General features: G+C 44.3%; 25 protein-coding genes. 17 read left to right on the top strand and 8 right to left on the bottom strand.

Annotated elements, in window-relative coordinates:
- The first annotated feature begins 6 nt into the window (after positions 1-6).
- The 7 genes from hisC to ACQEXU_RS07505 all read left to right on the top strand — a co-directional run bounded on the left by hisC (position 7) and on the right by ACQEXU_RS07505 (position 5,807).
- Positions 7-1,047: a histidinol-phosphate transaminase gene (gene hisC / locus ACQEXU_RS07535; RefSeq protein WP_427010298.1), complete on the top strand. Its 1,041-nt coding sequence runs from the start codon at positions 7-9 to the stop codon at positions 1,045-1,047.
- 71 nt (positions 1,048-1,118) lie between these two features.
- Entirely contained in the window at positions 1,119-2,192 is a 1,074-nt protein-coding gene (gene hisB / locus ACQEXU_RS07530; protein ID WP_427010297.1) for a bifunctional histidinol-phosphatase/imidazoleglycerol-phosphate dehydratase HisB, read from the top strand.
- Positions 2,193-2,218: 26 nt separating this feature from the next.
- Positions 2,219-2,833, top strand: a complete 615-nt coding sequence (gene hisH / locus ACQEXU_RS07525) for an imidazole glycerol phosphate synthase subunit HisH (RefSeq protein ID WP_017819522.1) — start codon at positions 2,219-2,221, stop codon at positions 2,831-2,833.
- 12 nt (positions 2,834-2,845) lie between these two features.
- Positions 2,846-3,583 (top strand): 1-(5-phosphoribosyl)-5-[(5-phosphoribosylamino)methylideneamino]imidazole-4-carboxamide isomerase, encoded by a 738-nt coding sequence (hisA, locus tag ACQEXU_RS07520; protein ID WP_009698177.1) that lies wholly within the window; start codon positions 2,846-2,848, stop codon positions 3,581-3,583.
- Complete coding sequence (gene hisF, locus ACQEXU_RS07515) at positions 3,565-4,338, top strand: imidazole glycerol phosphate synthase subunit HisF (RefSeq protein WP_004749837.1); 774 nt, start codon at positions 3,565-3,567, stop codon at positions 4,336-4,338. The genes hisA and hisF overlap by 19 nt, the downstream gene beginning before the upstream one ends.
- Complete coding sequence (hisIE, locus tag ACQEXU_RS07510; protein ID WP_046874779.1) at positions 4,335-4,970, top strand: bifunctional phosphoribosyl-AMP cyclohydrolase/phosphoribosyl-ATP diphosphatase HisIE; 636 nt, start codon at positions 4,335-4,337, stop codon at positions 4,968-4,970. Before hisF ends, hisIE begins: the two co-directional genes overlap by 4 nt.
- Positions 4,971-5,057: 87 nt before the next feature.
- On the top strand, positions 5,058-5,807 hold the full coding sequence (locus ACQEXU_RS07505) for a YebC/PmpR family DNA-binding transcriptional regulator (protein WP_367988748.1): 750 nt from the start codon (positions 5,058-5,060) through the stop codon (positions 5,805-5,807).
- Between the two features lie 36 nt (positions 5,808-5,843).
- Here the strand turns inward: ACQEXU_RS07505 and ACQEXU_RS07500 are convergent, their stop codons facing one another.
- The gene (locus tag ACQEXU_RS07500; protein ID WP_427010296.1) at positions 5,844-7,046 is read right to left on the bottom strand and encodes a putative manganese transporter; all 1,203 of its coding nucleotides are present in this window, start codon (positions 7,044-7,046) and stop codon (positions 5,844-5,846) included.
- A 186-nt stretch (positions 7,047-7,232) separates the two neighbouring features.
- On the opposite strand from ACQEXU_RS07500, the gene ACQEXU_RS07495 reads away from it, so the two are divergent.
- Positions 7,233-8,138, top strand: a complete 906-nt coding sequence (locus ACQEXU_RS07495; protein WP_367988750.1) for a manganese-dependent inorganic pyrophosphatase — start codon at positions 7,233-7,235, stop codon at positions 8,136-8,138.
- 65 nt (positions 8,139-8,203) lie between these two features.
- Here ACQEXU_RS07495 and ACQEXU_RS07490 read toward each other — a convergent pair whose 3' ends face one another.
- The 4 genes from ACQEXU_RS07490 to ACQEXU_RS07475 all read right to left on the bottom strand — a co-directional run bounded on the left by ACQEXU_RS07490 (position 8,204) and on the right by ACQEXU_RS07475 (position 12,243).
- Positions 8,204-8,503, bottom strand: a complete 300-nt coding sequence (locus ACQEXU_RS07490; RefSeq protein ID WP_367988751.1) for a hypothetical protein — start codon at positions 8,501-8,503, stop codon at positions 8,204-8,206.
- A 173-nt stretch (positions 8,504-8,676) separates the two neighbouring features.
- Entirely contained in the window at positions 8,677-8,907 is a 231-nt protein-coding gene (locus ACQEXU_RS07485) for a hypothetical protein (protein WP_427010295.1), read from the bottom strand.
- Positions 8,908-9,041: 134 nt separating this feature from the next.
- Complete coding sequence (gene asnS / locus ACQEXU_RS07480) at positions 9,042-10,442, bottom strand: asparagine--tRNA ligase (RefSeq protein ID WP_427010294.1); 1,401 nt, start codon at positions 10,440-10,442, stop codon at positions 9,042-9,044.
- 193 nt (positions 10,443-10,635) lie between these two features.
- Positions 10,636-12,243: a methyl-accepting chemotaxis protein gene (locus ACQEXU_RS07475; protein WP_427010293.1), complete on the bottom strand. Its 1,608-nt coding sequence runs from the start codon at positions 12,241-12,243 to the stop codon at positions 10,636-10,638.
- Positions 12,244-12,529: 286 nt separating this feature from the next.
- On the opposite strand from ACQEXU_RS07475, the gene queD reads away from it, so the two are divergent.
- From queD to ACQEXU_RS07435, 8 genes are all read left to right on the top strand, one after another.
- Complete coding sequence (gene queD / locus ACQEXU_RS07470; protein WP_083148820.1) at positions 12,530-12,892, top strand: 6-carboxytetrahydropterin synthase QueD; 363 nt, start codon at positions 12,530-12,532, stop codon at positions 12,890-12,892.
- Between the two features lie 449 nt (positions 12,893-13,341).
- On the top strand, positions 13,342-14,496 hold the full coding sequence (locus tag ACQEXU_RS07465) for an amino acid permease (protein WP_427010292.1): 1,155 nt from the start codon (positions 13,342-13,344) through the stop codon (positions 14,494-14,496).
- A 586-nt stretch (positions 14,497-15,082) separates the two neighbouring features.
- Positions 15,083-15,526, top strand: a complete 444-nt coding sequence (locus ACQEXU_RS07460) for a PTS sugar transporter subunit IIA (protein ID WP_427010291.1) — start codon at positions 15,083-15,085, stop codon at positions 15,524-15,526.
- Between the two features lie 12 nt (positions 15,527-15,538).
- Complete coding sequence (locus ACQEXU_RS07455) at positions 15,539-16,960, top strand: PTS mannitol transporter subunit IICB (RefSeq protein ID WP_427010290.1); 1,422 nt, start codon at positions 15,539-15,541, stop codon at positions 16,958-16,960.
- A gap of 47 nt (positions 16,961-17,007) precedes the next feature.
- Complete coding sequence (locus tag ACQEXU_RS07450; protein WP_427010289.1) at positions 17,008-18,279, top strand: zinc-binding dehydrogenase; 1,272 nt, start codon at positions 17,008-17,010, stop codon at positions 18,277-18,279.
- A gap of 59 nt (positions 18,280-18,338) precedes the next feature.
- Entirely contained in the window at positions 18,339-18,857 is a 519-nt protein-coding gene (locus tag ACQEXU_RS07445; RefSeq protein ID WP_427010288.1) for an MltR family transcriptional regulator, read from the top strand.
- Between the two features lie 9 nt (positions 18,858-18,866).
- Complete coding sequence (locus tag ACQEXU_RS07440; protein ID WP_427010287.1) at positions 18,867-19,601, top strand: nucleoside/nucleotide kinase family protein; 735 nt, start codon at positions 18,867-18,869, stop codon at positions 19,599-19,601.
- Positions 19,602-19,628: 27 nt separating this feature from the next.
- Entirely contained in the window at positions 19,629-20,375 is a 747-nt protein-coding gene (locus ACQEXU_RS07435) for a phosphatase (RefSeq protein WP_427010286.1), read from the top strand.
- A 60-nt stretch (positions 20,376-20,435) separates the two neighbouring features.
- Here the strand turns inward: ACQEXU_RS07435 and ACQEXU_RS07430 are convergent, their stop codons facing one another.
- From ACQEXU_RS07430 to ACQEXU_RS07420, 3 genes are all read right to left on the bottom strand, one after another.
- Entirely contained in the window at positions 20,436-21,797 is a 1,362-nt protein-coding gene (locus tag ACQEXU_RS07430) for an L-serine ammonia-lyase (RefSeq protein ID WP_367988764.1), read from the bottom strand.
- A gap of 95 nt (positions 21,798-21,892) precedes the next feature.
- Positions 21,893-23,146: an aromatic amino acid transport family protein gene (locus ACQEXU_RS07425; protein ID WP_427010285.1), complete on the bottom strand. Its 1,254-nt coding sequence runs from the start codon at positions 23,144-23,146 to the stop codon at positions 21,893-21,895.
- 279 nt (positions 23,147-23,425) lie between these two features.
- Entirely contained in the window at positions 23,426-24,031 is a 606-nt protein-coding gene (locus ACQEXU_RS07420; protein ID WP_427010284.1) for a CoA pyrophosphatase, read from the bottom strand.
- A gap of 91 nt (positions 24,032-24,122) precedes the next feature.
- On the opposite strand from ACQEXU_RS07420, the gene ACQEXU_RS07415 reads away from it, so the two are divergent.
- On the top strand, positions 24,123-24,668 hold the full coding sequence (locus ACQEXU_RS07415; protein ID WP_367988767.1) for a heme NO-binding domain-containing protein: 546 nt from the start codon (positions 24,123-24,125) through the stop codon (positions 24,666-24,668).
- Position 24,669: the final 1 nt, after the last annotated feature.

Genomic DNA, 24,669 nt, shown 5'->3' with positions numbered 1-24,669 from the left:
AATGAGATGGAAAAGCTAGCGCGTAAACAAGTCCAACAACTTACCCCTTATTTATCGGCTCGCCGAATTGGTGGTACCGGTGACGTATGGCTAAATGCCAACGAATCGCCATTTAACAATGAATACACAACAGACTTTGCTCGTCTCAATCGTTACAGCGAATGTCAGCCGAAAGAATTGATTTCCGCTTATGCAGCCTATGCGGATGTAAAGCCAGAACAAACACTAACATCTCGCGGAGCAGATGAAGGTATTGAACTACTGATTCGTGCATTCTGTGAGCCGGGTGAAGATGTGATTCTTTACTGTCCACCAACTTACGGTATGTACGCTATCAGTGCTGAAACCATTGGTGTAGAGCGAAAAACCGTGCCACTAACGTCAGATTGGCAACTAGACCTTGCAGGTATCGAAGCTAACCTGGATAACGTCAAACTGGTTTTTGTATGTTCGCCAAACAACCCAACAGGTAACTTGGTTAAGCGTGAAGATATTGTCTCTCTGCTTGAGATGACAAAAGACCGAGCAATCGTGGTGATGGATGAAGCGTACATTGATTTTTGCCCTGAAGCATCAACGGTAGACCTACTGGCGCAATACTCGAATCTCGCCATTCTGCGCACTTTGTCGAAAGCTTTTGCCCTTGCTGGTCTGCGTTGTGGATTTACGCTTGCGAACGAAGAGTTGATTAATGTACTTCTTAAAGTAATCGCTCCATATCCAGTACCGGTGCCTGTGGCAGAAATTGCGACTCAGGCGCTTTCGGAAGCTGGTTTAGCACGAGCGAAGTTCCAAGTTCTCGATCTGAATGCAAACCGTGCTTACTTACAAGTTGGTCTTTCAATGATTCCGGGTTTGGAAGTGTTTGAAGGGTGGGGGAACTACCTATTGGTAAAATTCCCAGATGGCGATGATCTTTTCAAAGCTGCTTGGGATACGGGCATTATTTTACGTAACTCGCCAATTGAGAACTGCGTACGTATCAGTGTTGGTAACCGCGACGAGTGTGAAAAAACGCTTGGATTTATTAGAAACTACTACGCATAAGTAGAGACAAAATTAATCGCTCTCGCTCAATAGCGGGAGCGCCAAAAGAATAGCAATAAGGAAGTTCTCGAGTGAGCAAACAACAAAAAATCCTTTTTATTGATCGTGATGGCACCTTAATTGTCGAGCCGCCGATTGATTTTCAAGTAGACCGTTTAGACAAACTAAAGCTAGAGCCATTTGTTATCCCAAGCCTGTTGTCGTTGCAGGATGCAGGATACCGTCTAGTGATGGTCACGAACCAAGATGGTTTGGGTACCGACAGCTACCCACAAGAAGATTTTGATGCACCACACAACATGATGATGGAGATCTTTGAGTCTCAAGGTGTGAAGTTTGATGACGTGCTGATTTGTCCTCACTTTGATGAAGATAACTGCTCTTGCCGTAAGCCTAAATTGGGCTTGGTAAAAGAGTACCTTCAAGGGGGCAAAGTCGATTTCCAAAACTCTGTTGTGATTGGCGATCGTCAAACCGATCTTCAACTTGCAGAAAACATGGCAATTCGTGGCATTCAATACAACCCAGAAACCATGGGTTGGAAACAGATCTTGAAAGATCTAACGGTGAAGGCACGCGTTGCTGAAGTCATTCGTACTACGAAAGAAACAGACATCAAAGTTGTAGTTAACCTTGATGAGCAAGGCGGTAATGACATCTCAACGGGTCTTGGTTTCTTCGACCACATGTTGGATCAAATTGCGACGCACGGTGGATTCCAAATGGTGTGCAAAGTGGAAGGAGACCTTCACATTGATGATCACCACACAGTAGAAGATACCGCTCTTGCCTTGGGTCAGGCGTTGAAAGAAGCGCTGGGTGACAAGCGTGGTATTGGTCGCTTTGGTTTCAGCCTGCCAATGGATGAGTGTTTAGCACAATGTGCGCTAGACCTATCAGGTCGTCCCTACCTTAAGTTCGACGCGCAGTTTAGCCGTGAGCAAGTGGGGGATCTTTCAACAGAGATGGTGGTTCACTTCTTCCGTTCTCTGACTGACACCCTAGCGTGTACGCTGCACCTGTCTTCTGCGGGCAATAATGACCACCACATCATTGAAAGCTTGTTTAAAGCGTTTGGTCGTACTTTACGTCAAGCAATCAAAGTAGAAGGCACTGAGCTACCAAGTAGTAAAGGCGTGCTTTAAGGCTCACGTTAGCAAGGAGAAAAACAGTGACAGAACAGAAAGTTGTCATTATCGATACTGGCTGTGCCAACGTTTCTTCGGTGAAGTTTGCCATTGAACGCCTAGGTTATGACGTAACTATTTCAAAAGATCCACAAGTTGTATTGGCAGCTGACAAGTTATTTCTACCGGGCGTGGGGACTGCCAGTGAAGCGATGAAGAACCTAGAAGAGCGCGATCTTATCAGCTTGGTAAAACAGGTAGAAAAGCCATTGCTAGGTATCTGTTTAGGCATGCAACTATTGGGCAAAGTGTCTCAAGAGAAAGGGCAGAAAGCAGATGAGTTGGTTGAGTGTCTTGGACTTTGTGATGGCGAAGTGAAGTTGCTACAAACCGGCGATTTACCGCTGCCGCATATGGGGTGGAACACAGTGTCTGCAAAAGCAGGTAACCCATTGTTCAAAGGCATTGAAGAAGGTGAGTACTTCTACTTTGTACACAGCTTTGCAATGCCTGTCGGGGAGTACACGATTGCTGAGTGTGAATACGGCAACCCGTTCACAGCAGCAGTACAAAGCGGTAACTACTACGGTGTGCAATTCCACCCTGAGCGTTCTTCAAAAGCGGGCGCGAAGCTTATTCAAAACTTCTTAGAATTATAAAAGGGATTTAGTGTGATTATTCCAGCTCTTGATTTAATTGAAGGACAGGTGGTTCGCCTTTATCAAGGTGATTACGGTCAAGTTACCGAGTACAAAGTCGACCCAGCAGAGCAGTTTAATTTGTACCACCAAGCAGGTGCTAACTGGCTACACTTAGTGGATTTAACTGGCGCGAAAGACACGACAGCACGTCAACTTGATTTGATTGCAAAGCTATTAGCAAGTACGCCAGCGAACATCCAAATTGGTGGTGGAGTGCGTACAGAGCAGGACGTGATTGATCTGTTAGAAGCCGGTGCGCAGCGCGTTGTCGTTGGTTCTACAGCGGTAAAACAGCCAGAGCTTGTGAAAGGTTGGATGGAAAAATACGGTGCAGAGAAAATCGTTCTCGCGCTAGACATCAACATCGATCAAGACGGCACACGTAAGGTAGCGATCTCTGGTTGGCAAGAAGATTCAGGTGTGACTATCGAAGCTTTGGTCAACGATTATCTGACGGTAGGTCTACAGCATGTGCTTTGCACGGACATTTCTCGTGACGGTACGCTAGAAGGTTCAAACGTTGAGCTTTACGTCGACTTATGTAAACAGTACCCGCAAGTGCAGTTCCAATCTTCAGGTGGCATCGGTTCATTAGCGGATATCGAAGCACTAAAAGGCAGCGGTGTTGCTGGCGTGATTGTTGGTCGTGCATTGTTAGATGGTAAGTTCACAGCAGAGGAGGCGTTTGCATGTTGGCAAAGCGAATAATTCCATGCCTTGATGTTCGTGATGGACAAGTGGTGAAGGGCGTCCAGTTTCGCAACCACGAAATTATTGGCGACATCGTTCCTCTGGCGCAGCGTTATGCTGAAGAAGGCGCAGACGAGCTTGTGTTCTACGATATTACCGCCTCAAGTGATGGTCGTGTCGTCGATAAAAGTTGGGTCGCTCGCGTTGCAGAAGTGATTGATATCCCGTTCTGTGTGGCTGGTGGCATTAAATCAGCAGAGGACGCGGCGCGCATTCTTGAGTTTGGTGCAGATAAGGTATCGATTAACTCTCCTGCTTTGGCAAACCCTCAGTTGATTACTGACCTTGCTGATAAGTTTGGTGTGCAATGTATCGTCGTTGGTATCGATTCATACTACGACAAAGAGACGGGCAAGTATCAGGTTTACCAGTTTACTGGTGATGAAGAACGCACCAAAGCGACCCAATGGGAAACGCGTGATTGGGTACAAGAAGTACAAAAACGCGGCGCTGGTGAAATTGTACTGAACATGATGAACCAAGACGGCGTGCGTAACGGCTACGATATTGAACAACTTAATATGGTGCGTGAAGTGTGTAACGTGCCATTGATTGCATCGGGCGGTGCAGGTGCCATGGAGCATTTCGCAGAAGCCTACCAAAAAGCAAATGTGGATGGCGCGCTTGCCGCATCGGTATTCCACAAGCAAGTCATCAATATTGGTGAACTAAAGCAGTATTTGAAACAACAAGGCATTGAGGTACGACTATGAGTGTGAAAGCCGCCGAAGTAAGTTCGCTAGCTGAGCGAATCAACTGGGAAAAGGTGGATGGTCTGGTACCTGCCATCGTACAAGATTTCCAATCAAGCCAAGTGCTGATGATGGGTTACATGAACCAAGATGCGTTGGCAAAAACAGGCGAAACGGGTCAAGTGACGTTTTTCTCTCGTACCAAGCAGCGTCTTTGGACCAAAGGTGAGACCTCCGGCAACGTATTGCAATTGGTGAACATGCAACTCGATTGTGACAACGATACGCTGCTGGTGAAAGTGAATCCCATTGGTCCCACTTGTCACACTGGCACGACAACCTGCTGGGACGGTGATCCTCAGGAGGAGTCACAAATGGTGTGGCTTCATCAACTTGAGCAGCTATTGGCTGCCCGCAAGAGTGCCGACCCAGATTCCTCTTATACTGCCAGTCTTTATGCCCGTGGCACCAAGCGTATTTCGCAAAAAGTGGGCGAAGAAGGCGTTGAAGTCGCGCTTGCGGCGACGTCGGGTGATAAGGCGGAGCTAGTATGTGAATCGGCAGACTTGATTTACCACTTAATGGTATTGCTACAAGACCAAGGCCTATCGATGAACGATGTAGTGAATAAGTTGAAAGAGCGTCACAAGTAACCCACGTCGTTTTATGGTAAAGTGATTCAATAATTAAAGCCGTAAGTTCCCCTTACGGCTTTTTTCATTTTGAACTCGGAGAGGTTTATGGCTGGTCATAGTAAGTGGGCGAATATCCGTCATCGTAAAGCGGCACAGGATGCCAAACGAGGTAAGATTTTTACCAAACTCATTCGTGAGATTGTGGTTGCTGCGAAAGAAGGTGGTGGTGAGCCAGAAAATAACCCTCGACTTCGTGCCGCTATCGACAAAGCCCTGTCAAATAACATGACTCGCGATACTGTTAATCGTGCGGTGTCCCGAGGCGCTGGTGGGGAAGGGGATGAAGGAATGGAAACCGTCATCTATGAGGGTTATGGCCCCGGTGGTACTGCCGTGATGGTTGAGTGTATGACAGATAACCGCAACCGTACCGTCTCTGGTGTGCGTCATGCGTTCTCAAAAGCGGGTGGTAATCTGGGCACAGATGGAAGTGTTAACTACCTTTTTGAGAAGAAAGGTGTGATCTCATACGAAGCGGGATTAGATGAAGACGAAGTGATGGAAGTTGCGCTTGAAAGTGGTGCAGATGATATCGAAACTGCGGATGATGGTGCGATTGATGTATTTACTGCGCCTGCAGATTTTGGGGGCGTAAAAGATGCGCTTGATGCGGCTGGGTTTAAGGCAGCAAATGCCGAAGTCTCTCTTATTCCATCCACTAAAGCTGAACTTGACGCCGAGACCGCACCAAAGTTACTTCGATTGATTGATGCTCTGGAAGATTTAGATGATGTTCAAGAGGTGTATCACAACGGTGACATTTCCGATGAAGTTGCTGCTTCTCTCGAAGAATAAATCATAAAAGCCCCTTACTAAGGGGCTTTTTTCAATTTACATCTCAAACAAGAAGTAATAACCATAACCAACAAGAAATGCGGGAATTGCTGAGTATATTGTCGCAATTAATGCAGCTTTTGGTGCCATTGCAATCGCAGGGAATAGCGCATCACCATCGTTTGAAATTGCATTAGAAAGTTGAGCACTCATTGGCACAGCTCCGGATATGTATAAGCTAGTGACTAATATTTGAGGTCCACACCCTGGTAACATTCCTACAGCAAGGCCAATGAGTGGCATCCAAACACCCCAACCCGAAAACAGTTGATGGAGGTCCGCACCGCTATAGAAGGTGGTTAGTTCGAAGGCCATAAATGCTACCACCACCCATGCGGTAACAAAGTTGGTGTCCTGAGCGGCTTTTTGTAGAGGATGCGATGCAAGGCATTTTTTATCTTCGGAAACCGTCGATTCATAATCCTTGATTTCTTTTGTCATCGCCCAAAGCAACATACTGACAACTAAGAGTATTGCACCTAACCATTCAATTGAGCCTGTCGGTAGATTAAAGGTCACATTGGGGTCAACTTGAAACGAGCCCATAAAAGCAATGACAGTTGCAGGAATGAGTAAGTACTTCCAGAATACCCCTTGTAGATTGATTGCTTTTTGCTCAGTTTGAGAAGGTTCAGCATTGCATGAGAAACTTGACAGTGTTTTTGCAACTTGTGGGCGTAAGAAATCATCAGAATGAAAGAGGTTCACGACCCAGCCACTCACACAGCCAACAATAACGCCAAGTATCACAACGGCTATACCAATATCTGGTTTACTGGCGAGTAAAAGAAATGCAGCATCACCCATGGTTGCCGTTAAAACCGCAACAATGGCACCAAAGCCAACCCGACCACTAACAAATTGTGTTGTAACGATGATGGCCCCACCACAACCCGGCAAGGCACCTAATAAGGCTGCAAACAGAACTTGGTAATAGCGTGACGAATTGTATAACGTCGCGATACGGCTTTGTTTACTGAAGAAGCGAGAAATGTAATGGTAAATTGCGAGTGTGAAAGCGACATAACTCGAAACTGCCCAAAATGCATCAGATAACGTATTTACAGTGACTTCCCTTGTACCATCAACAACAAGTAATGCAATAAGGCACAAAGGTAAAATCAAACGCTTATAGGCTAGATCAAATTGCGATAAACAAAGCCACTGCGGTAAATGGGGGAAAGCTCTAAGCGTATTCATAATGACCTACATGAAAATGCGAATTATTATCAATTCTACCTTAATGCGAATTATTATCAACAATAACTTTCAGACACGTTTTTCTTTTTTGTAAGTCATGACAAATTTCAAAAATCAGGTAAAGTAATCACCTTTCGTGAGTAATAGCCCCAATTAGGGCTCGTATAGTCTTAAATAGGAAAAGAGATGATTCTAGTAGTAGGTCACAAAAACCCTGATAGCGATAGTATCTGTAGTGCACTAGTAGCCACTGAGCTACTTAAAGCACGTGGCGTAGAAGCTATGCCAATTCGCCAAGGCGAAATCAACCGTGAAACACAACATATCCTAGAAGTAGCAGGTGCAGAAGTGCCAGAACTACGCACTTCTGTTGCGGGTGAGAAAATCTGGTTGGTGGATTACTCAGATCTAGCACAAGCGCCAGATGATGTGGCTGAAGCTGAAATCCTAGGTATTGTTGACCACCACCGTCTAGGCGATGTGATGACGGTAAACCCAATGGAAGCTTGGATCTGGCCAGTTGGTTGTACAAACACCGTACTTTTCAACATGTTTAAGATTGAAGGTCATGAAATCACACCTAAAATCGCTAAATTGATGATGTCTGCAATTCTTTCTGACACTGTTGGTTTTGCTTCACCAACCTGCACGCAAAAAGACAAAGATGCTGTTGAAGAACTAGCAAAAATCGCAGATGTATGTGATGTAGATGCGTTCATCAAAGACCTTCTTATCGCGAAAACGAACATCGAAGGTCTTTCTGCAGCAGAGCTAGTAGAAAAAGATCTAAAAGGTTACCCATTCAATGGTCGTGACGTTGTTGTAGGTCAAGTTGAGCTGGCGACACTTGAGCAAGTAGATGGCATGATCGATGCGCTTGAAGCTGATCTAGAGCGTCGCTGTGCTGAAGATGGTCTTGCATTTGCTGCAGTGATGCTAACAGATATCACGACTGCTCAGACTCGCCTTCTACACAAAGGTGAATGGTCTGAAAAACTCGTTAAGCACGAGCAAGACGGTATGCTGATGATGGAAAACACATTAAGCCGTAAGAAACAAGGTTGGCCTTGGCTTCAAACTGAACTTGCTTAATTTGTTGCTTCTTACTGAAAAGCCCGCGTTTGCGGGCTTTTTTATTCTTTACTTTAAGCGATGAGCTATTTTTTCAGGTCAATTTCACGCTCTATCGCATTAGTTTCCACTTCAGGATTTTGTGAAAACTTAGTGACTGCCCAATCATTCATGTGTTTCAGAATCGCTGAAACAGCATGTTCTTTAGTCGCTTCTTCAGAGCTTTCTAATTCTAACGCTTGTTTAGGGTGTGAACCTGTCGCGTCTTCTGCAATATGGAGCCAGTCTGGATGCCAATAATATGGCTGCCCGTGTGGCGACGTCCAGCTGTGAACCCCGTTACTTTCGCCTTTATACTGAATATCGCCTGCGTTGTATTTTGTCATTGTTATCATCTCTATTTTGTTTGGCATTTGTGCCATCAATATTCACTATTAAAGTAATCAAACTGGCATTGGAAATATGTGATGCAAAACGTTTGCTTATGCAAAGTGTAAAGAAATTAACCTGAGACGATCAGATAAGCCGAGGTGACTTATCTGATAATAAGGGGAGGGTATTACTCGTCGTTTAAGTGGTCTATGATGGTCTTCTTCGCATGCTCTTCTGTTGCTGACGTACCGTCTTCAACATTAATGTCATGCTTACCATGTAAACCCGTTATATCTTCTGCGACGTGCAACCAGTCTGGATGCCAGTAGTATGGCTGTGTCCCTTGAGGGTGTGTCCAGCTGTGCACTCCGTTTGTTGCTCCGTTGTAATAGAGATCTTCAATTTTAAACACTTTCATGATTAACGCTCCGAAGTGAAGTACACGCTGTTAGTATGGTTGATTTTCTAGCAGTATGAAAATCAAATTGAGTAAAGTAACAGGCAATAAAAAAGCCTCCGTATAAGGAGGCTTTTATTCACAAAGTTCAGTTTTTAGAAGTTTGCGCTTCTTGGTGTACGTGGGAATGGGATCACGTCACGAACGTTGCCCATACCTGTTACGTAAGAGACTAGACGCTCAAAGCCTAGACCGAAGCCTGCGTGTGGCACTGTGCCGTAACGACGTAGGTCTCGGTACCAGTTCATGTGCTCTGGGTCGATACCGATTTCACGCATACGCTCATCTAGAATTTCTAGACGCTCCTCACGTTGAGAACCACCAATGATTTCGCCGATGCCAGGTGCAAGAACATCCATTGCAGCTACTGTTTTACCATCGTCATTTAGACGCATGTAGAATGCTTTGATGTCTTTCGGGTAGTTCTTAACGATTACAGGTGCTTTGAAGTGTTCTTCAGCAAGGTAGCGCTCGTGCTCAGAAGACATATCGATACCCCACTCAACAGGGAATTCGAACTCACGACCAGAATCAAGAAGGATTTGGATCGCGTCAGTGTAGTCTACTTGAGCGAAGTCAGAAGAAACGAACTTCTCAAGACGAGTGATTGCTTCTTTGTCGATACGTTGAGCGAAGAACTCTAGGTCATCACGACATTCTTCTAGTGCTGCTTTAAACACGTACTTAAGCATGTCTTCAGATAGTTTCGCAATGTCATTGAGATCTGCGAATGCTACTTCAGGTTCAACCATCCAGAATTCTGCTAGGTGGCGGCTAGTGTTTGAGTTTTCAGCACGGAAAGTCGGGCCGAACGTGTAAACTTTGCTTAGTGCACAAGCGTAAGCTTCACCGTTAAGCTGACCTGATACTGTTAGGAAGGTTTCTTTACCGAAGAAATCTTCGTTGTAGTCTACTTTGCCTTCTTCTGTACGAGGTAGGTTTTCCATGTCTAGCGTAGAAACGCGGAACATTTCACCAGCACCTTCAGCATCAGAAGCTGTGATCAGTGGTGCAGATACCCAAAAGTAACCTTGCTCGTGGTAGAAGCGGTGGATCGCTTGAGACAGACAGTTACGTACACGTGCTACCGCACCGATTACGTTTGTACGCGGACGTAGGTGCGCAACTTCACGTAGGTACTCAATAGAGTGACGAGTTTTTGCCATTGGATAAGTGTCAGCGTCTTCAACCCAGCCAACTACTTTAACGTCAGTTGCTGCTAGCTCGAAGTCTTGACCTTTCGCAGGAGACTCAACAATCTTACCAGTTACTTCAACAGAACAGCCTGTAGTTAGCTTAAGAACTTCGTTGTCGTAATTATTAAGATTATTAGGGACCACGGCCTGAATCGGGTCGAAACAAGAGCCGTCATAAATGGCAAGGAAAGAGATTCCAGCTTTGGAATCACGACGCGAACGGATCCAGCCGCGAACAGTGACTTCACTGTCTACCGCTAGCTGACCTTTCAATACGTCTGATACAGGCGCGTAAGTCATGTTTTCAATATTCTCCATTGAGGTGAAAATTCAATCCAATACCTGCTTATTGCACTGAGTGCCTAAAAAGTAAGCAAAATATTGGGTTGGATAGAATTTTTACTATTTCAACGGAACATATTACCTGTCATCTCGTCAGCTTCAACCTTTATTCTCATTTGCCAAGAGAAAAACGCAGCAATTTCGCGTATTTCTATCGATTAAGAGTAAATTGATTTAAAAGTGATTCAAGTTGCTCAGACGATTGCTCAAGATTTACGCTGATGTTTCTTGTTTTCGCCGCAGATTGAGAGGTTTCATTCGCATGCCGTGTGATGGTTTCAGCCTTATATTGAATATCTTCACTTAACTGAGTTGTGGTACCAGTTTGCTGCTGAATTGACTGAGCATGACTGAGTGCTTGCTGCATTTCTGTTACTACAGAATTCATTGCTTCGACAAGTTGCTCTACTTCAGCAGAACGCTGGTGAGCAGTACCACAAACCCTATCGACTGACTGCATAGAGGTTTGGCCATCATTTTGAAACTGGCTAATAATGGTTTCAATGTTACATGTTGCTTCAGCGGTTCGACTTGCCAGCTGGCGAACCTCGTCTGCTACCACAGCAAAACCACGGCCTTGTTCTCCCGCTCTGGCTGCTTCAATAGCCGCATTTAAAGCAAGCAGATTTGTTTGTTCCGCAATGCCTTTAATTACTTCAAGAATCGTCGTGACTTCTCCGGTTTGGTTATTAAGACCGACAATGCTGTGCTTCACATCTTCAATTTCTTGTACCAGATTTTTAATATCCGTACTGGCGTTGTGTGCCTTAGTTGCGCTTTGTTCTGCAAGCTGCGTTGTGTGAAGAATGAGTTTTGAAGCTTCTTTTGTTGATTGCTCAACCAACGCTTGTTGTGACTGCATATGTTCAATGTTGGTTTCGACGTCGGAGGTTTCATTTTGTTGGTTTTTTGCTGCTCGATCTGTTGTGAGAGCAACATCTGTTAACTCACCGGCAGATATCGTGAGGGAATGGGAGGTGTGTTGTACGTTTTTTAGCCCTTGGCTCACGGTTTCTATAAATGAATTGATTGATGTTACCATCTGTCCTAATTCATCTTTTGAACGGCTATGCAGGCGCTGGGAAAGATCTTTCGTTCGACTCACTTCTTGCATGAACTGAGAAGCATTTTGAATCGGTTTGACAATCATTTTTCGAATTAATGCAAGCGTGATAATAAAACCAATAAATGCAATACCTGCCATGATCACAATGGCAATCATGGTACGTTGGTTAATCAGGGTTTCAATATGAGAAAGGTTATACTCTAGCCGAACTGCGCCTAGAACTTCTCCTTCTGCGGCCATATGGCATGCCACGCAATTGGTCCCACGATAGTTTTCACTTGATTTCATGGGTAGTGCAACGACAAGTCCTTGTCCCCAATCTGCCATGATCGGTTCGATGACAAGTTCACCAGAAAGCGCTCTACGATCAATATCATCAACTGGTTTTTGGTTTTCATCTCCGGGGCCATAGAGTTTACTGACTAACTCTGAACGAAGAACACGAACCTGCTCAATTCCTTCTTGTACTAGAGCCTTTTGGCGTAATGTTTCTTTCTGCGCCATAGTGCCAGTGAGCATCATCATGTTCAGACTATCAAAATAGTTGCTTGCTTTGTCGTGCAATTGCTCACTAAGAACTGAGTTAATCAGATTTCGTTGTTGGATGTATTGATAAATGGTTGAGCCAGTAAGCACTAAAGTAAACACAATGACTAAAGTCACGAGGAGTTTTTTTGTTATTGTCATGCTCATATTAGTAGTGATGAATTATTGGAATAGACATAACAATTTTGCTTGAATTCTGTACGGTGAAAAAGACGTGTTGGAATGGAATGTGACCATAAACAAAATGTGGATTTTGTAAATGTGATGTAAGTGTTGGGTTGTCAAATCATTGGCGGAATGACAGAAAATCGACATAAGACAAAGGTCTAAATGGCGATTAAATTAAAGGCAAACGCTTACTGTGCTTATCCGCTTGTGTCGAGAAAAGATATTCCTTAGTATTGCGTCTCTTTTGAAAAGTCTGAGAAACGAAATGAAAACCGAATTGTATAAAGAATTCATGTTTGAAGCTGCACATCACCTCCCGCATGTACCAGAAGGGCACAAGTGTGGACGTTTGCATGGGCACTCATTCTTAGTTCGCCTTTATGTAGAAGGTGAAGTGGATCCACATACTGGTTGGGTTGTTGATTTCGCAGAAATTAAGGCGGCATTCAAGCCTATTTATGACCGCTTAGATCATTACTACTTAAATGACATCGAAGGTTTGGAAAATCCAACCAGCGAAGTGTTAGCAAAATGGATCTGGCAGCAGCTTAAGCCAAATCTACCTTTATTAAGTAAGGTAGAGATCAAAGAAACCTGTACTGCGGGTTGTATATATAAAGGCGAGTAATAGTTGTGACGAGAAAAAGCGAAGCTTAGGCTTCGCTTTTTTGCATTTGGAAAGTTGTTAATTATAGAGTTGCATCTGTCCAAAAAAATAGGCATTGCAATCGACTCCTTACAAGTTATGATGAATCGTCTCTTGCTGTTAAGAGGCCTGCTGCGAAGGAGTCGCTGCATCGTTACCTTAAGGAATGTCTAGCTGTAATGGACGTCTCAATGATTTTCAAAATTACCCAACCAATTATTGAACCGACAGAAGGTTCGCCCCATCTTGCGAAACTGGCACATATTAATTCTACTGCTATCGCTTTTTGTCGTTTCTATCACGCCTTCTCTGTCTCTTTTTCTCGAACTTTTCTCTTTAAAGCCCGCTATTCGTATTGCTTTTGATTGTTAGCCATCGCGCTAGGCAAGCGCATCTTTCTCTATACATTAATCAAACAGAATACGAAAAATATGAACACTAAACTTCTAGGGAGCTCCCTAATTATTTCCGGCACAGCGCTGGGCGCTGGCATGCTTGCTATTCCAATGGTTTTAGCTCAATTCGGCTTATTATACGGCACATTATTGATGGTGCTGATTTGCTTTGGCACGACGTACGCGGCGCTACTCCTGTTAGAGGCAACCGTTAAATCTGGTGGTGGACTTGGAATGAACTCCATCGCACGCAAGACACTTGGAAAAGGCGGCCAAATTGTTACCAATGCTTTGTTGTATGCACTGCTGATTTGCCTATTGATGGCGTACATTTTAGGTGCATCTGATTTGATAGGTAAGTTATTAAGTAACCTTGGGCTCAGCTTTAGCGCGATGCAGAGTCAGGTTTTATTTACCCTAGGTGCTGGCGTTATTGTTGCCTGTGGAACGGGTGTGATTGATAAATTAAACCGCTTGCTGTTTATCGTCATGCTATCGAGTTTGGTGTTGACGTTAGTCTTTTTATTACCAGATTTTTCATCCGAATATTTAGGTCAGGTGACCAACCACGATCACCTTGAACTCATCAAAACTAGTGCAGTGCTTTTCACAAGCTTTGGCTTTATGGTGGTGATACCTAGCCTTGTTTCCTACAACCAAGAGGCGACAGACAAGCAACTCAGAAACATGGTCATTATAGGTTCGCTGATCCCTCTAGCATGTTACCTTTTATGGCTGTTTGCTGTTGTGGGAAATTTAAAACCAGAACAATTAAGAGCGTTTACAAATGTCTCTGAGCTGATGACGGTGTTTGAACATCGCTCCCCTTGGATTGGCCGTATATTATCGGTGTTCACGGGACTTGCGTTGTTAACTTCGTTCTTTGGTGTTGCGATGGCATTGTTCCACCAAAACACAGATACGTTTAAACAAAATAAAGTAGTGACTTACGTGATCACTTTTATGCTGCCACTTGCTGGTGCGATTCTAGCTGCGGACAAATTCCTTGCTGTGTTGAGCTACGCCGGCATTATTTTGGTCTTCTTAGCGGTGTTTGTTCCGTTTGCCATGGTGGTAAAACTAAGAAATAAAGACCTTGAACAGAGCCGTTATACTGCTGAAGGTGGTATGGCTATGTTGTTGTTTACAGTCTTGTTCGGCGGCTTTTTATTGTTTTCTCAACTTATCTAAATCGTACCGACAAAAAAGCCCGGATATCTCCGGGCTTTTTAATCTATCGTCCTTTTAACTGATAACTTTGACCGCTAGACCGCCTTGGGTGGGGGCACGGTATTTCGCGTTCATGTCTTTATCAGTCTCTAACATGGTTTGTAACAAACCATACATTCTGTTTTCTCTTTTTTCAGCAATGACGTAAGCAAAATATTGAAATTAAATTACGTCCCGACGTTATTTAATAGACAAATGTGATAACTGTCATTGTTTGAACCGTGTAACTCATCAATTGAGCAAAAATTAAGTTTGAATTTAATCACGATATATGGCGAGTCAATAGTCATAGTGTGATTAAGTTAGATTATTGCGAATTTAGTAAGATTTCTTAAATGGTGGGGCAGTTCAAATTATGCTTATTGACATGTTGCTGAAATAAAATTTGTTATTAATTTTCTTTGCCAATTCTTGAGATACATTCATTAAAACAAATTGACAGCTATTTAATTGTGAGTTGTTGCACAAAAATGATGTGCTTGCGCGGTTCAACTCCTCTTATTGATAATTAACCCATCGGACAATGAACTGTGGATAGGGTTTAAAAATGCTGTATGAACTGATCGACCACGAACTAGTAGATGTCATTAATGACGGTGTTTACCAATGGCAAGAGGCGGTTAAGAAGGCAACGCAATACCTAGAAGATAAAGGTTACGTTTCTCAGCAATACGCGGATGCCATCATCCAATCTACCAAAGAAAATGGTCCTTACTATGTCTTGTGCCCGGGACTTGCCATGCCACATGCTCGCCCTGAAACCGGCGTGCTAAAAACGGGCTTGGGTATTCATATTTTCCCTTCACCAGTTGATTTTGGTTCGGACCTTGGTCCTGCCAACATTCTTATCACCCTAGCTGCAAAAGACTCTGATACCCACATTGAGGTGATTCAAGCATTAAGCGAGATGTTTGTGGACGAAGAGAACATTGCAAAACTGGCACAAGCCTCATCTAAGGAACAAGTGCTAAACATAATAAAAGCATACTAAAAGGAACATAACGTGAAAGCAAACATGCGAGCCAATGTGCAAGCCTTCGGTGGTCATTTGACTGCCATGGTGCTGCCAAATATCGGAGCCTTTATCGCTTGGGGCTTTATTACTGCACTCTTTATCCCAACGGGTTGGATGCCAAACGAAGCGTTTGGTGAACTTGTTGGTCCTATGATCACTTATTTGTTGCCACTGTTGATCGGTTACACCGGTGGTCAGATTGTTGGTGACAAACGCGGCGCGGTAGCCGGTGCTATCGGTACCATGGGGGTTATTGTTGGTGCAGACATTCCAATGTTCGTCGGTGCGATGATCATGGGTCCTCTCAGTGCTTGGGTTGTGGTGAAAATGGATAAACGTATCCAACACCGCATTCCTTCTGGCTTTGAAATGGTGGTGAACAACTTCTCACTGGGTATTGTGGGCATGATCCTGTGTTTGTTCGCTTACGAGATCGTTGGTCCTGCGGTAACTGCTGCAAACTTGTTTGTGAAATCAGGCATTGAAGCTTTGGTGGCAACGGGGTTTCTTCCTTTGCTTGCGATCATCAATGAGCCGGCGAAAGTTCTATTCCTTAACAACGCCATCGACCAAGGTATTTACTACCCATTAGGTCTGCAAGCGGCGGCAGAAACAGGTAAATCGATCTTCTTTATGGTGGCATCTAACCCAGGCCCGGGTCTTGGTATGCTGCTGGCTTACGCGAAGTTTGGTCAAGGTTTGTCTAAACGCTCTGCGCCAAGTGCCATCATCATTCACTTCTTCGGTGGTATTCATGAGCTGTACTTCCCGTACGTGTTAATGAAGCCAATCATGATTGTGGCAATGATTGCGGGTGCAGCGACAGGTATCGCAACCTTCAACCTACTTGATGCTGGTTTGGTAGCAGGTCCAAGTCCAGGCTCAATCTTCTCATACCTAGCACTGACACCAAAAGGTGGTTTCCTAGCAACCATCGCAGGGGTAACAACTGCAACGATTGTTTCGTTCCTTGTCGCAAGTGCGATTCTGAAGATGAGTAAATCGGAAGAGACAGAAAGCGAGTTTGAAAAATCTGTCACTGATATGAAAGACATGAAGGAAGAAGGTGCAATCAAACCTACAGCGACTGCAACACAACAAATAAATAAGCCAATTTCATTTATTGCGTTCGCTTGCGATGCGGGTATGGGTTCAAGTGCGATGGGAGCATCAACCTTCAAACGTAAGTTGGTTCAGGCTGGGATTGATATTGAAGTGAAGAACTTCGCTATTGAGAAAGTGCCAAGTGAAGCTGACATTGTCGTGACACACGAAAGCTTAGAAAGCCGCGCAGTCAACGCAACAGGTTTGCCAGTGGTGACAATTAAGAACTTCCTCAACGACCCAGCGCTGGATGAGCTGATGGATAAGATTAAGCAACAAACGGTCGCAACTGAGCAACCAGCCTAACAATGCAGTATGGGGCGGAACCTGCAGCCCCATTTAGGAGAGAAATCATGGTACAAACAACGGCAGCAGTTATCTGTGGCGAGAAAGACGTTCAACTAAGAACCTTTGATTTGCCAAGCATTTCAGCCGACGAACTTCTGGTTAAAAACATTTCAAACAGCATCTGCTTGTCCACTTACAAAGCGGCATTGTTAGGTAGCAAACACAAACGCGTACCTGAAAACATTGATGAAGTGCCAGTGATGACAGGCCACGAATACGCAGGTGTGATTGTTGAAGTTGGTGAGAACCTAAAAGACCAATACAAAGCAGGCGATTACTTTGTTCTGCAACCAGCAATGGGTTTGCCTACTGGTTACTCCGCGGGCTACAGCTACGAAACCTTTGGTGGCAACGCAACGTATTCCATCATTCCAAAAATCGCCATCGATCTAGGTTGCGTTTTGCCTTACCACGGCGATTACTTTGCAGATGCGTCTTTGGCTGAACCTATGTCATGCATCATCGGTGCTTACCATGCGAGTTATCACACTACGCAATACGTGTACGAGCACGATATGGGCATCAAAGAGGGCGGAGCATTAGCGCTACTTGCATGTGCTGGCCCAATGGGGATTGGCGCGATTGACTACGCGATTAACGGCCCGGTGAAGCCAAAATTGATTGTGGTAACAGACATCGACGCCGCACGTTTAGACCGAGCTGAGTGCTTAATTCCGGTTGAGAAAGCAAAACAGCAAGGCGTTGAGCTGTATTACGTGAACACCGCTCAAGTCGATGACCCTGTGACTTATCTGAAAGCGCTCAACGATGGCCAAGGTTACGACGATGTGATGGTGTACGCGGCGGTATCGCAAGTGCTAGAACAAGCCGATAAATTGCTTGGTAATGATGGCTGCCTAAACTTCTTTGCTGGGCCAACAGATAAAAATTTCAAAGTACCGTTTAACTTCTACAACGTCCATTACGAGTCGACGCACATTGTGGGTACGTCTGGCGGCTCGACAGGTGACATGGTGGAATCTATCGAGTTGTCTTCACAAGGTAAGATCAATCCATCGTTCATGATCACCCATGTAGGTGGTTTGCAAGCAGCACCACATACGATTTTGAATCAGTTGGATATTCCGGGTGGGAAGAAGTTGATTTACCCGCACATTGACCTGCCATTGACCGCAATTGATGACTTTTTATCGTTAGTAGACCAGGACCCATTCTTCGCCGAATTAGACGCAATTTTGAACGCGAATAACTATGTGTGGAACGCACATGCAGAAAAAGCGTTACTTGAGTTTTATGACGTGAGCTTAACGGTTTAGTCGCAACGAATTTGTGTGGTAGCCTTTGCACTGCCACATAATGGAGAGGTCATAAGACGTTGTCACGTGAAGATGAATTACTGGAGAAGCTGGATGAGTGTGATAATGCTACAGCGTTTCTTCAGGTTTCTAACAAAATAATAAACCTCAAGCTAAAAGCATTACTTCCAAGCGTATTCGTCCAAGACGAATTTGTGAAGGAATATGCGGTGGATCCCTTATTAAAGGAAAATGGTCCCTTGGTAACAACTGATGTGGTATCGAAGTTGATGTTTGCGATGGGTAAAATCTCATTGGAAACCTATGCTGATATTGGTTTGTATGACCAAGTGCTGGAGTACGTGGTTACCCAGCCAGAGAAGGTTGAGTTTACTGATGATGTAATTTACGACTTCATCAAAAACCAAGCGGTACTCTCTTCCCTGCAAGACAGCTTTTATCTTGAGTCGATCAATCAGCTTAAGTTCTCTTCGTTTGAGTCCTTTTCGCAAATGAGGTACGAAGCCCTCATTAAAACAGTATTGAAGCTGTCGTGCGAAATGTTGATAGAAAGAATCGAAGGGGAGATCAATCAATAAGGATTCACCATGAAAGTGAATTTAAACGTCAGTGGTTTTGAAACCGACGCTATCTTTCCTAATGTCGACGTAAAGCGAATCCATCAACCTCTCATAGAAAAATTTACCCGCCTCTATAATGAGAAGCAGGAACGCATTGTGGTGTTCTTATGTGCGCCCCCTGGCAGTGGTAAATCGACACTTGCCGCGTTTTGGGAGTATCTATCCGAACAGGATGAAAGTCATGAGCCGCTTCAGGTTCTGCCTTTTGATGGTTTTCATTACCCAAATGAAATCCTCGACAACAATACTATTGAACGCAATGGTGAAGTTGTTCCTCTGCGCAGCATTAAAGGTTCCTACGAGACCTTCAATCTCACGGAGCTCATCGCCAAGCTTAAACAGCTCAAAGTAAAAGACAGCAAATGGCCTTACTACGATCGTAACTTGCACGAGCCTGTTGATGATGCAATTAAGGTTAACCGTAACATCGTCGTTGTAGAAGGGAACTGGCTGCTACTTGACGAACCAGTATGGAACGAATTGCATCGTTTGGCCGACTTCACCGTGTTTATAGATACCCAAGCGGAGTTTCTACAACAGCGTTTGGTCAATCGTAAGATCCGCGGAGGCACAGATCCAGAAGCCGCATTGGAATTCTATTTACGCTCTGATGCGGTCAACGTTGATAAAGTGTTGAATCATTCGATTCCTGCGGACTTATCACTGTTCCTCAATCAAAACGGTTCATTCGACATTCGATAGTTTGTCCACAATTTTCAGGAGAACACCATGGATATCGTTGTTGATAGCCACACCCATACTATTGCTAGTGGACATGCTTACAGCACCATTTTAGAGAACGCATTGTCTGCCAAGAATAAGGGGCTAAAACTTCTTTGTACCACCGATCATGCTCCCAAGATGCCAGGAACCCCTCACTACTGGTATTTCAATAATCAAAGAATTTTGCCCCGCTTTTTACATGATGTTGGTATTCTCCGCGGTGTTGAAGCCAACACGCTGAATGTGAAAGGGGAGATAGACTTACCACCGTCCTCTGACCAACATCTTGACTGGGTGATTGCCAGCTTTCATGAGCCCGTATTCAAGCCCGCGACCGAAGCTGAACATACCGCTGCCCTGATCAATGCGATTAAAAGCGGCAGAGTGGATGTTCTTGGTCACTTGGGTAACCCAAATTACCCATTCGATATGGAACAGGTGCTGCGCTGTGCAAAAGAGCACAATGTTGCGGTTGAAGTAAATAATACGTCTTTGACGGGGAAAAGCCGCAAAGGAAGTGACAGTCGTTGTGATCGCATTGTCGAGCTAGGCAAAGAGATTGGTGTGTACTTTAGTTCAGGATCTGATGCTCACTTCTGTGAAGAGATTGCCAGATTAGACTTGGCAATTGCTTTGCTGGAAAAGCATGGTGTGGAAGAAGAGAAAATCCTAACCACATCAACTAGCCGATTTCTAAACTTCTTGCTGCTGAGAGGTAAGCCACGGATCTCAGAGTTTGATGTGCTCTATTAATATACCTAAAACAAAAATCCCTCGAATGAGTCGAGGGATTTTTTCAGTCGCGATATCAAGTTAACAGATAACTTTGACCGCTAGACCACCTTGAGAGGTTTCGCGGTATTTCGCGTTCATGTCTTTACCAGTTTCTAGCATGGTCTCAATAACCTTATCCAGAGAAACTGTTGGTGCAGAAGAACGACGTAGCGCCATACGAGTCGAGTTGATTGCTTTAACCGCCGCAATACCATTGCGCTCGATACACGGAACCTGTACCTGACCAGCAACTGGGTCACAAGTAAGACCTAGGTTGTGCTCCATAGCAATTTCTGCCGCCATACAGACTTGCTCTGGGCTGCCACCCATAAGCTCAGCAAGGCCAGCTGCCGCCATAGAACATGCAACGCCAACCTCACCCTGACAGCCAACCTCTGCACCAGAAATAGATGCGTTACGCTTGTACAGACCACCGATTGCGCCAGAAGCAGCAAAGTAACGGATGTAGTCTTTCTCAGTTACCGTTTGGATGAACTTGTCGTAGTAAGCTAAAACTGCTGGGATGATGCCACATGCGCCATTGGTTGGAGCCGTCACAACACGGCCACCGGCTGCGTTTTCTTCGTTTACTGCGAAAGCAAACATGTTTACCCAGTCCACAACCGACATTGGGTCATTGGTTGTTTTCTCTGAAGTAAGTAGCTGCTGGCGAAGAGCTGCTGCACGACGAGGTACACGCAGAGGACCAGGTAAGATACCTTCGGTATTCATACCGCGATCCATACACTCGCGCATGGTTTTCCAGATGTTTGCAAAGTATGTACGAGACTCTTCGTCAGAATGCAATGCAGCTTGGTTTTGCATGACCAGTGTGCTGATAGAAAGACCGTTGTCTTTACACTGATTAACAAGCTCTTCTGCTGTTGTGAACTCGTAAGGTGCTTTAACTGGGTTTTCTTCTTCTTTACCGAAGTTCTCTTCATCAACGATGAAACCACCGCCGATTGAGTAATAGGTTTTTGAGTACACGTTTTCTTCGCCGATCCAAGCGTGGATTTGCATGCCGTTTTCGTGTAGCTCAAGGTTGGTTGTATGGAAGTTCATACCACCATCTTTTGGGAACGATACTGTGTGACAGTGCATGCCAACAGGAAGGCGTTCAGTTTCTTCTACGCGAGCAATAAAGCCCGGAATAGAGTCGATATCTACTTTTTCAGGAGTGTTGCCAGCAAGACCCATGATGATTGCGATATCAGTGTGGTGACCTTTCCCTGTCAGTGATAGTGAACCATAAACATCGACGGTAATTTTAGTGATGTCGCGCAATTTTCCCATTGAGCGTAAATCATCAATAAATTCCTTACCTGCTTTCATTGGACCAACAGTATGCGAGCTTGAAGGACCAACGCCGATTTTATAGATGTCAAAAACACTAATCATATCGATTACCTCAAAACTAAGCCTCCCAAGGGGTAGGGAGGCTTATTATTATCGTTATATTCTTGGTTTGATCAGACTTTTATAAAGTCGAGAAATCAAAGAGCGCCGTAGATTACAGAAGTAATTGCTGCAATACCACAGATAGCTGTGAAAATCTGTACAGGTGCAGAAGTTTTGTACTTCGCCATTGCTGGCACTTTCTGCATTGCGAATACAGGCATTAGGAATAGGATAGCTGCAATCATTGGTGCACCCATGGTTTCAATCATGCCTAGGATGCTTGGGTTAACGATAGCGACAATCCAAGTCGTCACAACGATGAAGATTAGCGATGCTTTTTCAATCTTGCTTACAGGCGTTTCTGAGCGAGATTTCACTAAACCAACAAGACCTTCATGAGCACCTAGGAAGTGGCCGAAGTAGCTTGAAGTGATTGCTGCGAAAGCAACTAGTGGACCCATGTAAGAGATAAGTGGAGATTCGTGAACGTTTGCTAGGTAAGAAAGAACAGAGATGTTTTGCTCTTTAGCCATTGCGAGTTGCTCTGGAGATAGAGAAAGCACTACAGAGAAAACGAAGAACATCACGAAGCCCATTAGCATCATTGCTGCGCCACCAGTGATAGCGTCAGTTTTCTTAACCGCATCGTCACCGTATACACGGCGTTGCTCTTTAGAGAACTGAGAAATAACTGGGCTGTGGTTGAACGAGAATACGATGATTGGGATTGCTAGCCACACAACTGATGGCATAGAAGACCAGTCTGGTGCAACAGACATCATTGAGCTGTTCCAATCAGGGATTAGGTAGAAAGACAGCGCAAGTAGGATGAACACAAGCGGGTAAACCAGTGCAGACGTTGCTTTCAGCATGAGCTCTTTACCAAATACAACACCAGCTGTCATCGCAGCGATTAACGCACCAGAAAGTAGCCAGCGAGGGATAGATTCCATGCCCATTTGGTTAACGAGGAAAGAGTCAACAGTGTTTGTGATACCAACACCGTAGATAAGAACGATAGGGTAGATAGCGAAGAAGTAAGCAAAAGTGATGATGTTTGCGCCAGTTTTACCGAAGTGTTCTTCTACTGTGTCAGTGATGTCAGCGTCAGGGTTTTTCGCAGAAAGTACGAAGCGTGCAAGAGATTTGTGTGCGAACCAAGTCATTGGGGCCGCGATTAGAGCAAGGATAACTAATGGCCAGAAACCGCCAGCACCTGCTTTAATTGGAAGGAAAAGTACGCCAGCACCTACCGCAGTACCGAAAAGTGACAGACACCAAGTAAAGTCCTTGTAAGTAAACTTACTAGGAGATTGTGCGGTAGATACCGCAGAAGTTGTAGTATTCATTTTGTGATACTCATTTTTGGGAACAGGAAATAAGTCGGGGGCATTCTTGCATAGAATTGATGTGCTAAAACTAGATCTAAATCATGAATTGATATGGGTTATAACATGATATGGCAAAAATCTGTTTTTAATCACGAAAATGATGTGCCACATTTGATTTTTGCTAATGACTAAAATTAGAAAAACTAATCCGACCGATAAATAATCAGAATGTATGCATAGGCAATCGTTTTCTTCGAGAGCGGTTAGTTTTATTTATGTCGGAATGTGCTGTTTCAATTAAGAGAGTGAGATGTGATTCTGCATTGCTTGAATGATTTGTGCGGTCATGCCCCATATAAAGTGCTGGTGGTAAGAAAGCCCAAATACGCGATGTGAGTGATTGTTCAACTGAAAGGTATGGCTCTTTAGTTTGTCTTTATCCAATATCACGGAAGCGGGCACTTCAAAGACTTCGTCGACTTCATTGGTATCGATAAGCGTTTTGTAATCAGGTGAGACAAACGCAATAAATGGCGTTACAGAGAAACGGCTGATGGTCACCAGCTCTTTCATATTGCCTAAAATATTAATATGTCGTTCAGCGATGCCTATCTCTTCATAAGTTTCTCGCAAAGCGGTATGGGCGAGACTTGAATCACTCAGTTCATATTTGCCCCCTGGGAAGCTGATCTGACCGGGGTGGTGTTTTAGATGTTTTGCCCTTCGAGTGAAAATAATATGCAAACCACTTGGGCGTTCAACAAAGCCAATTAATACCGACGCTTTTCTGAGCGAATCGCTATTCAAATGGGCGACTCGTTTTAAAGCTTCTCCATGATATTCGCTCGGTGTAAAGAATAAAAACTTTTGAATAACATGATCTTTTTTAAGTTCTGACAGCACAAAATCCCCTATGAACGAAGTTGAAAAAGCGACTCTTATAGACAATGCTTTGAAATAGTCCCTCCCTTCTTATAAAGGATAGTCGATTAAGATGAAAGGAATAATCTTTACCGAGTTCATGGAATTAGTTGAACAGAAATTTGGTCCGGAAAGTCTTGAAACTATCCTTGAACAAGCAAAGGACCAAGGTGTTTATACGGCAGTGGGCAGTTATGATCATAAAGCCTTGGTTAAGTTGATTGTCGTATTAAGCCAATTAACCAACATTCCTCCAGAGGAATTACAACGGGTGTTTGGGCATTCTATATTCAAAAATCTTTATCAATCTTTACCTAAGTCTGCCAGTCTTCATGAGTGCAAAAATACCTTTCAATTTATTCGCTTGGTTGAAGACTACATTCATCTTGAGGTCAAAAAGCTCTACAGCGATGCAAATCCGCCCAAATTTGAATTTATTTCGGAAACAGAAACCGAGTTGGTGTTTGATTACGTTAGCGCGCGTTGCATGGCACATGTTTGCTTGGGCTTGGTTGAAGGCTGTGCGGAATATTTTGGCCAGAGTGTTGAAATTTTTATGGATAAGCAAACTGACGTAGGAAATCAAGTTCGGTTTAGTCTACAGCTTGTGGATGCATGAC

It is taken from the genome of Vibrio sp. TRT 21S02, assembly GCF_050113675.1.
GTDB lineage: Bacteria > Pseudomonadota > Gammaproteobacteria > Enterobacterales > Vibrionaceae > Vibrio.
The sequence above is the reverse complement of the archived record's forward strand: the minus strand, read 5'-3'. Positions and strand labels throughout refer to the sequence as shown.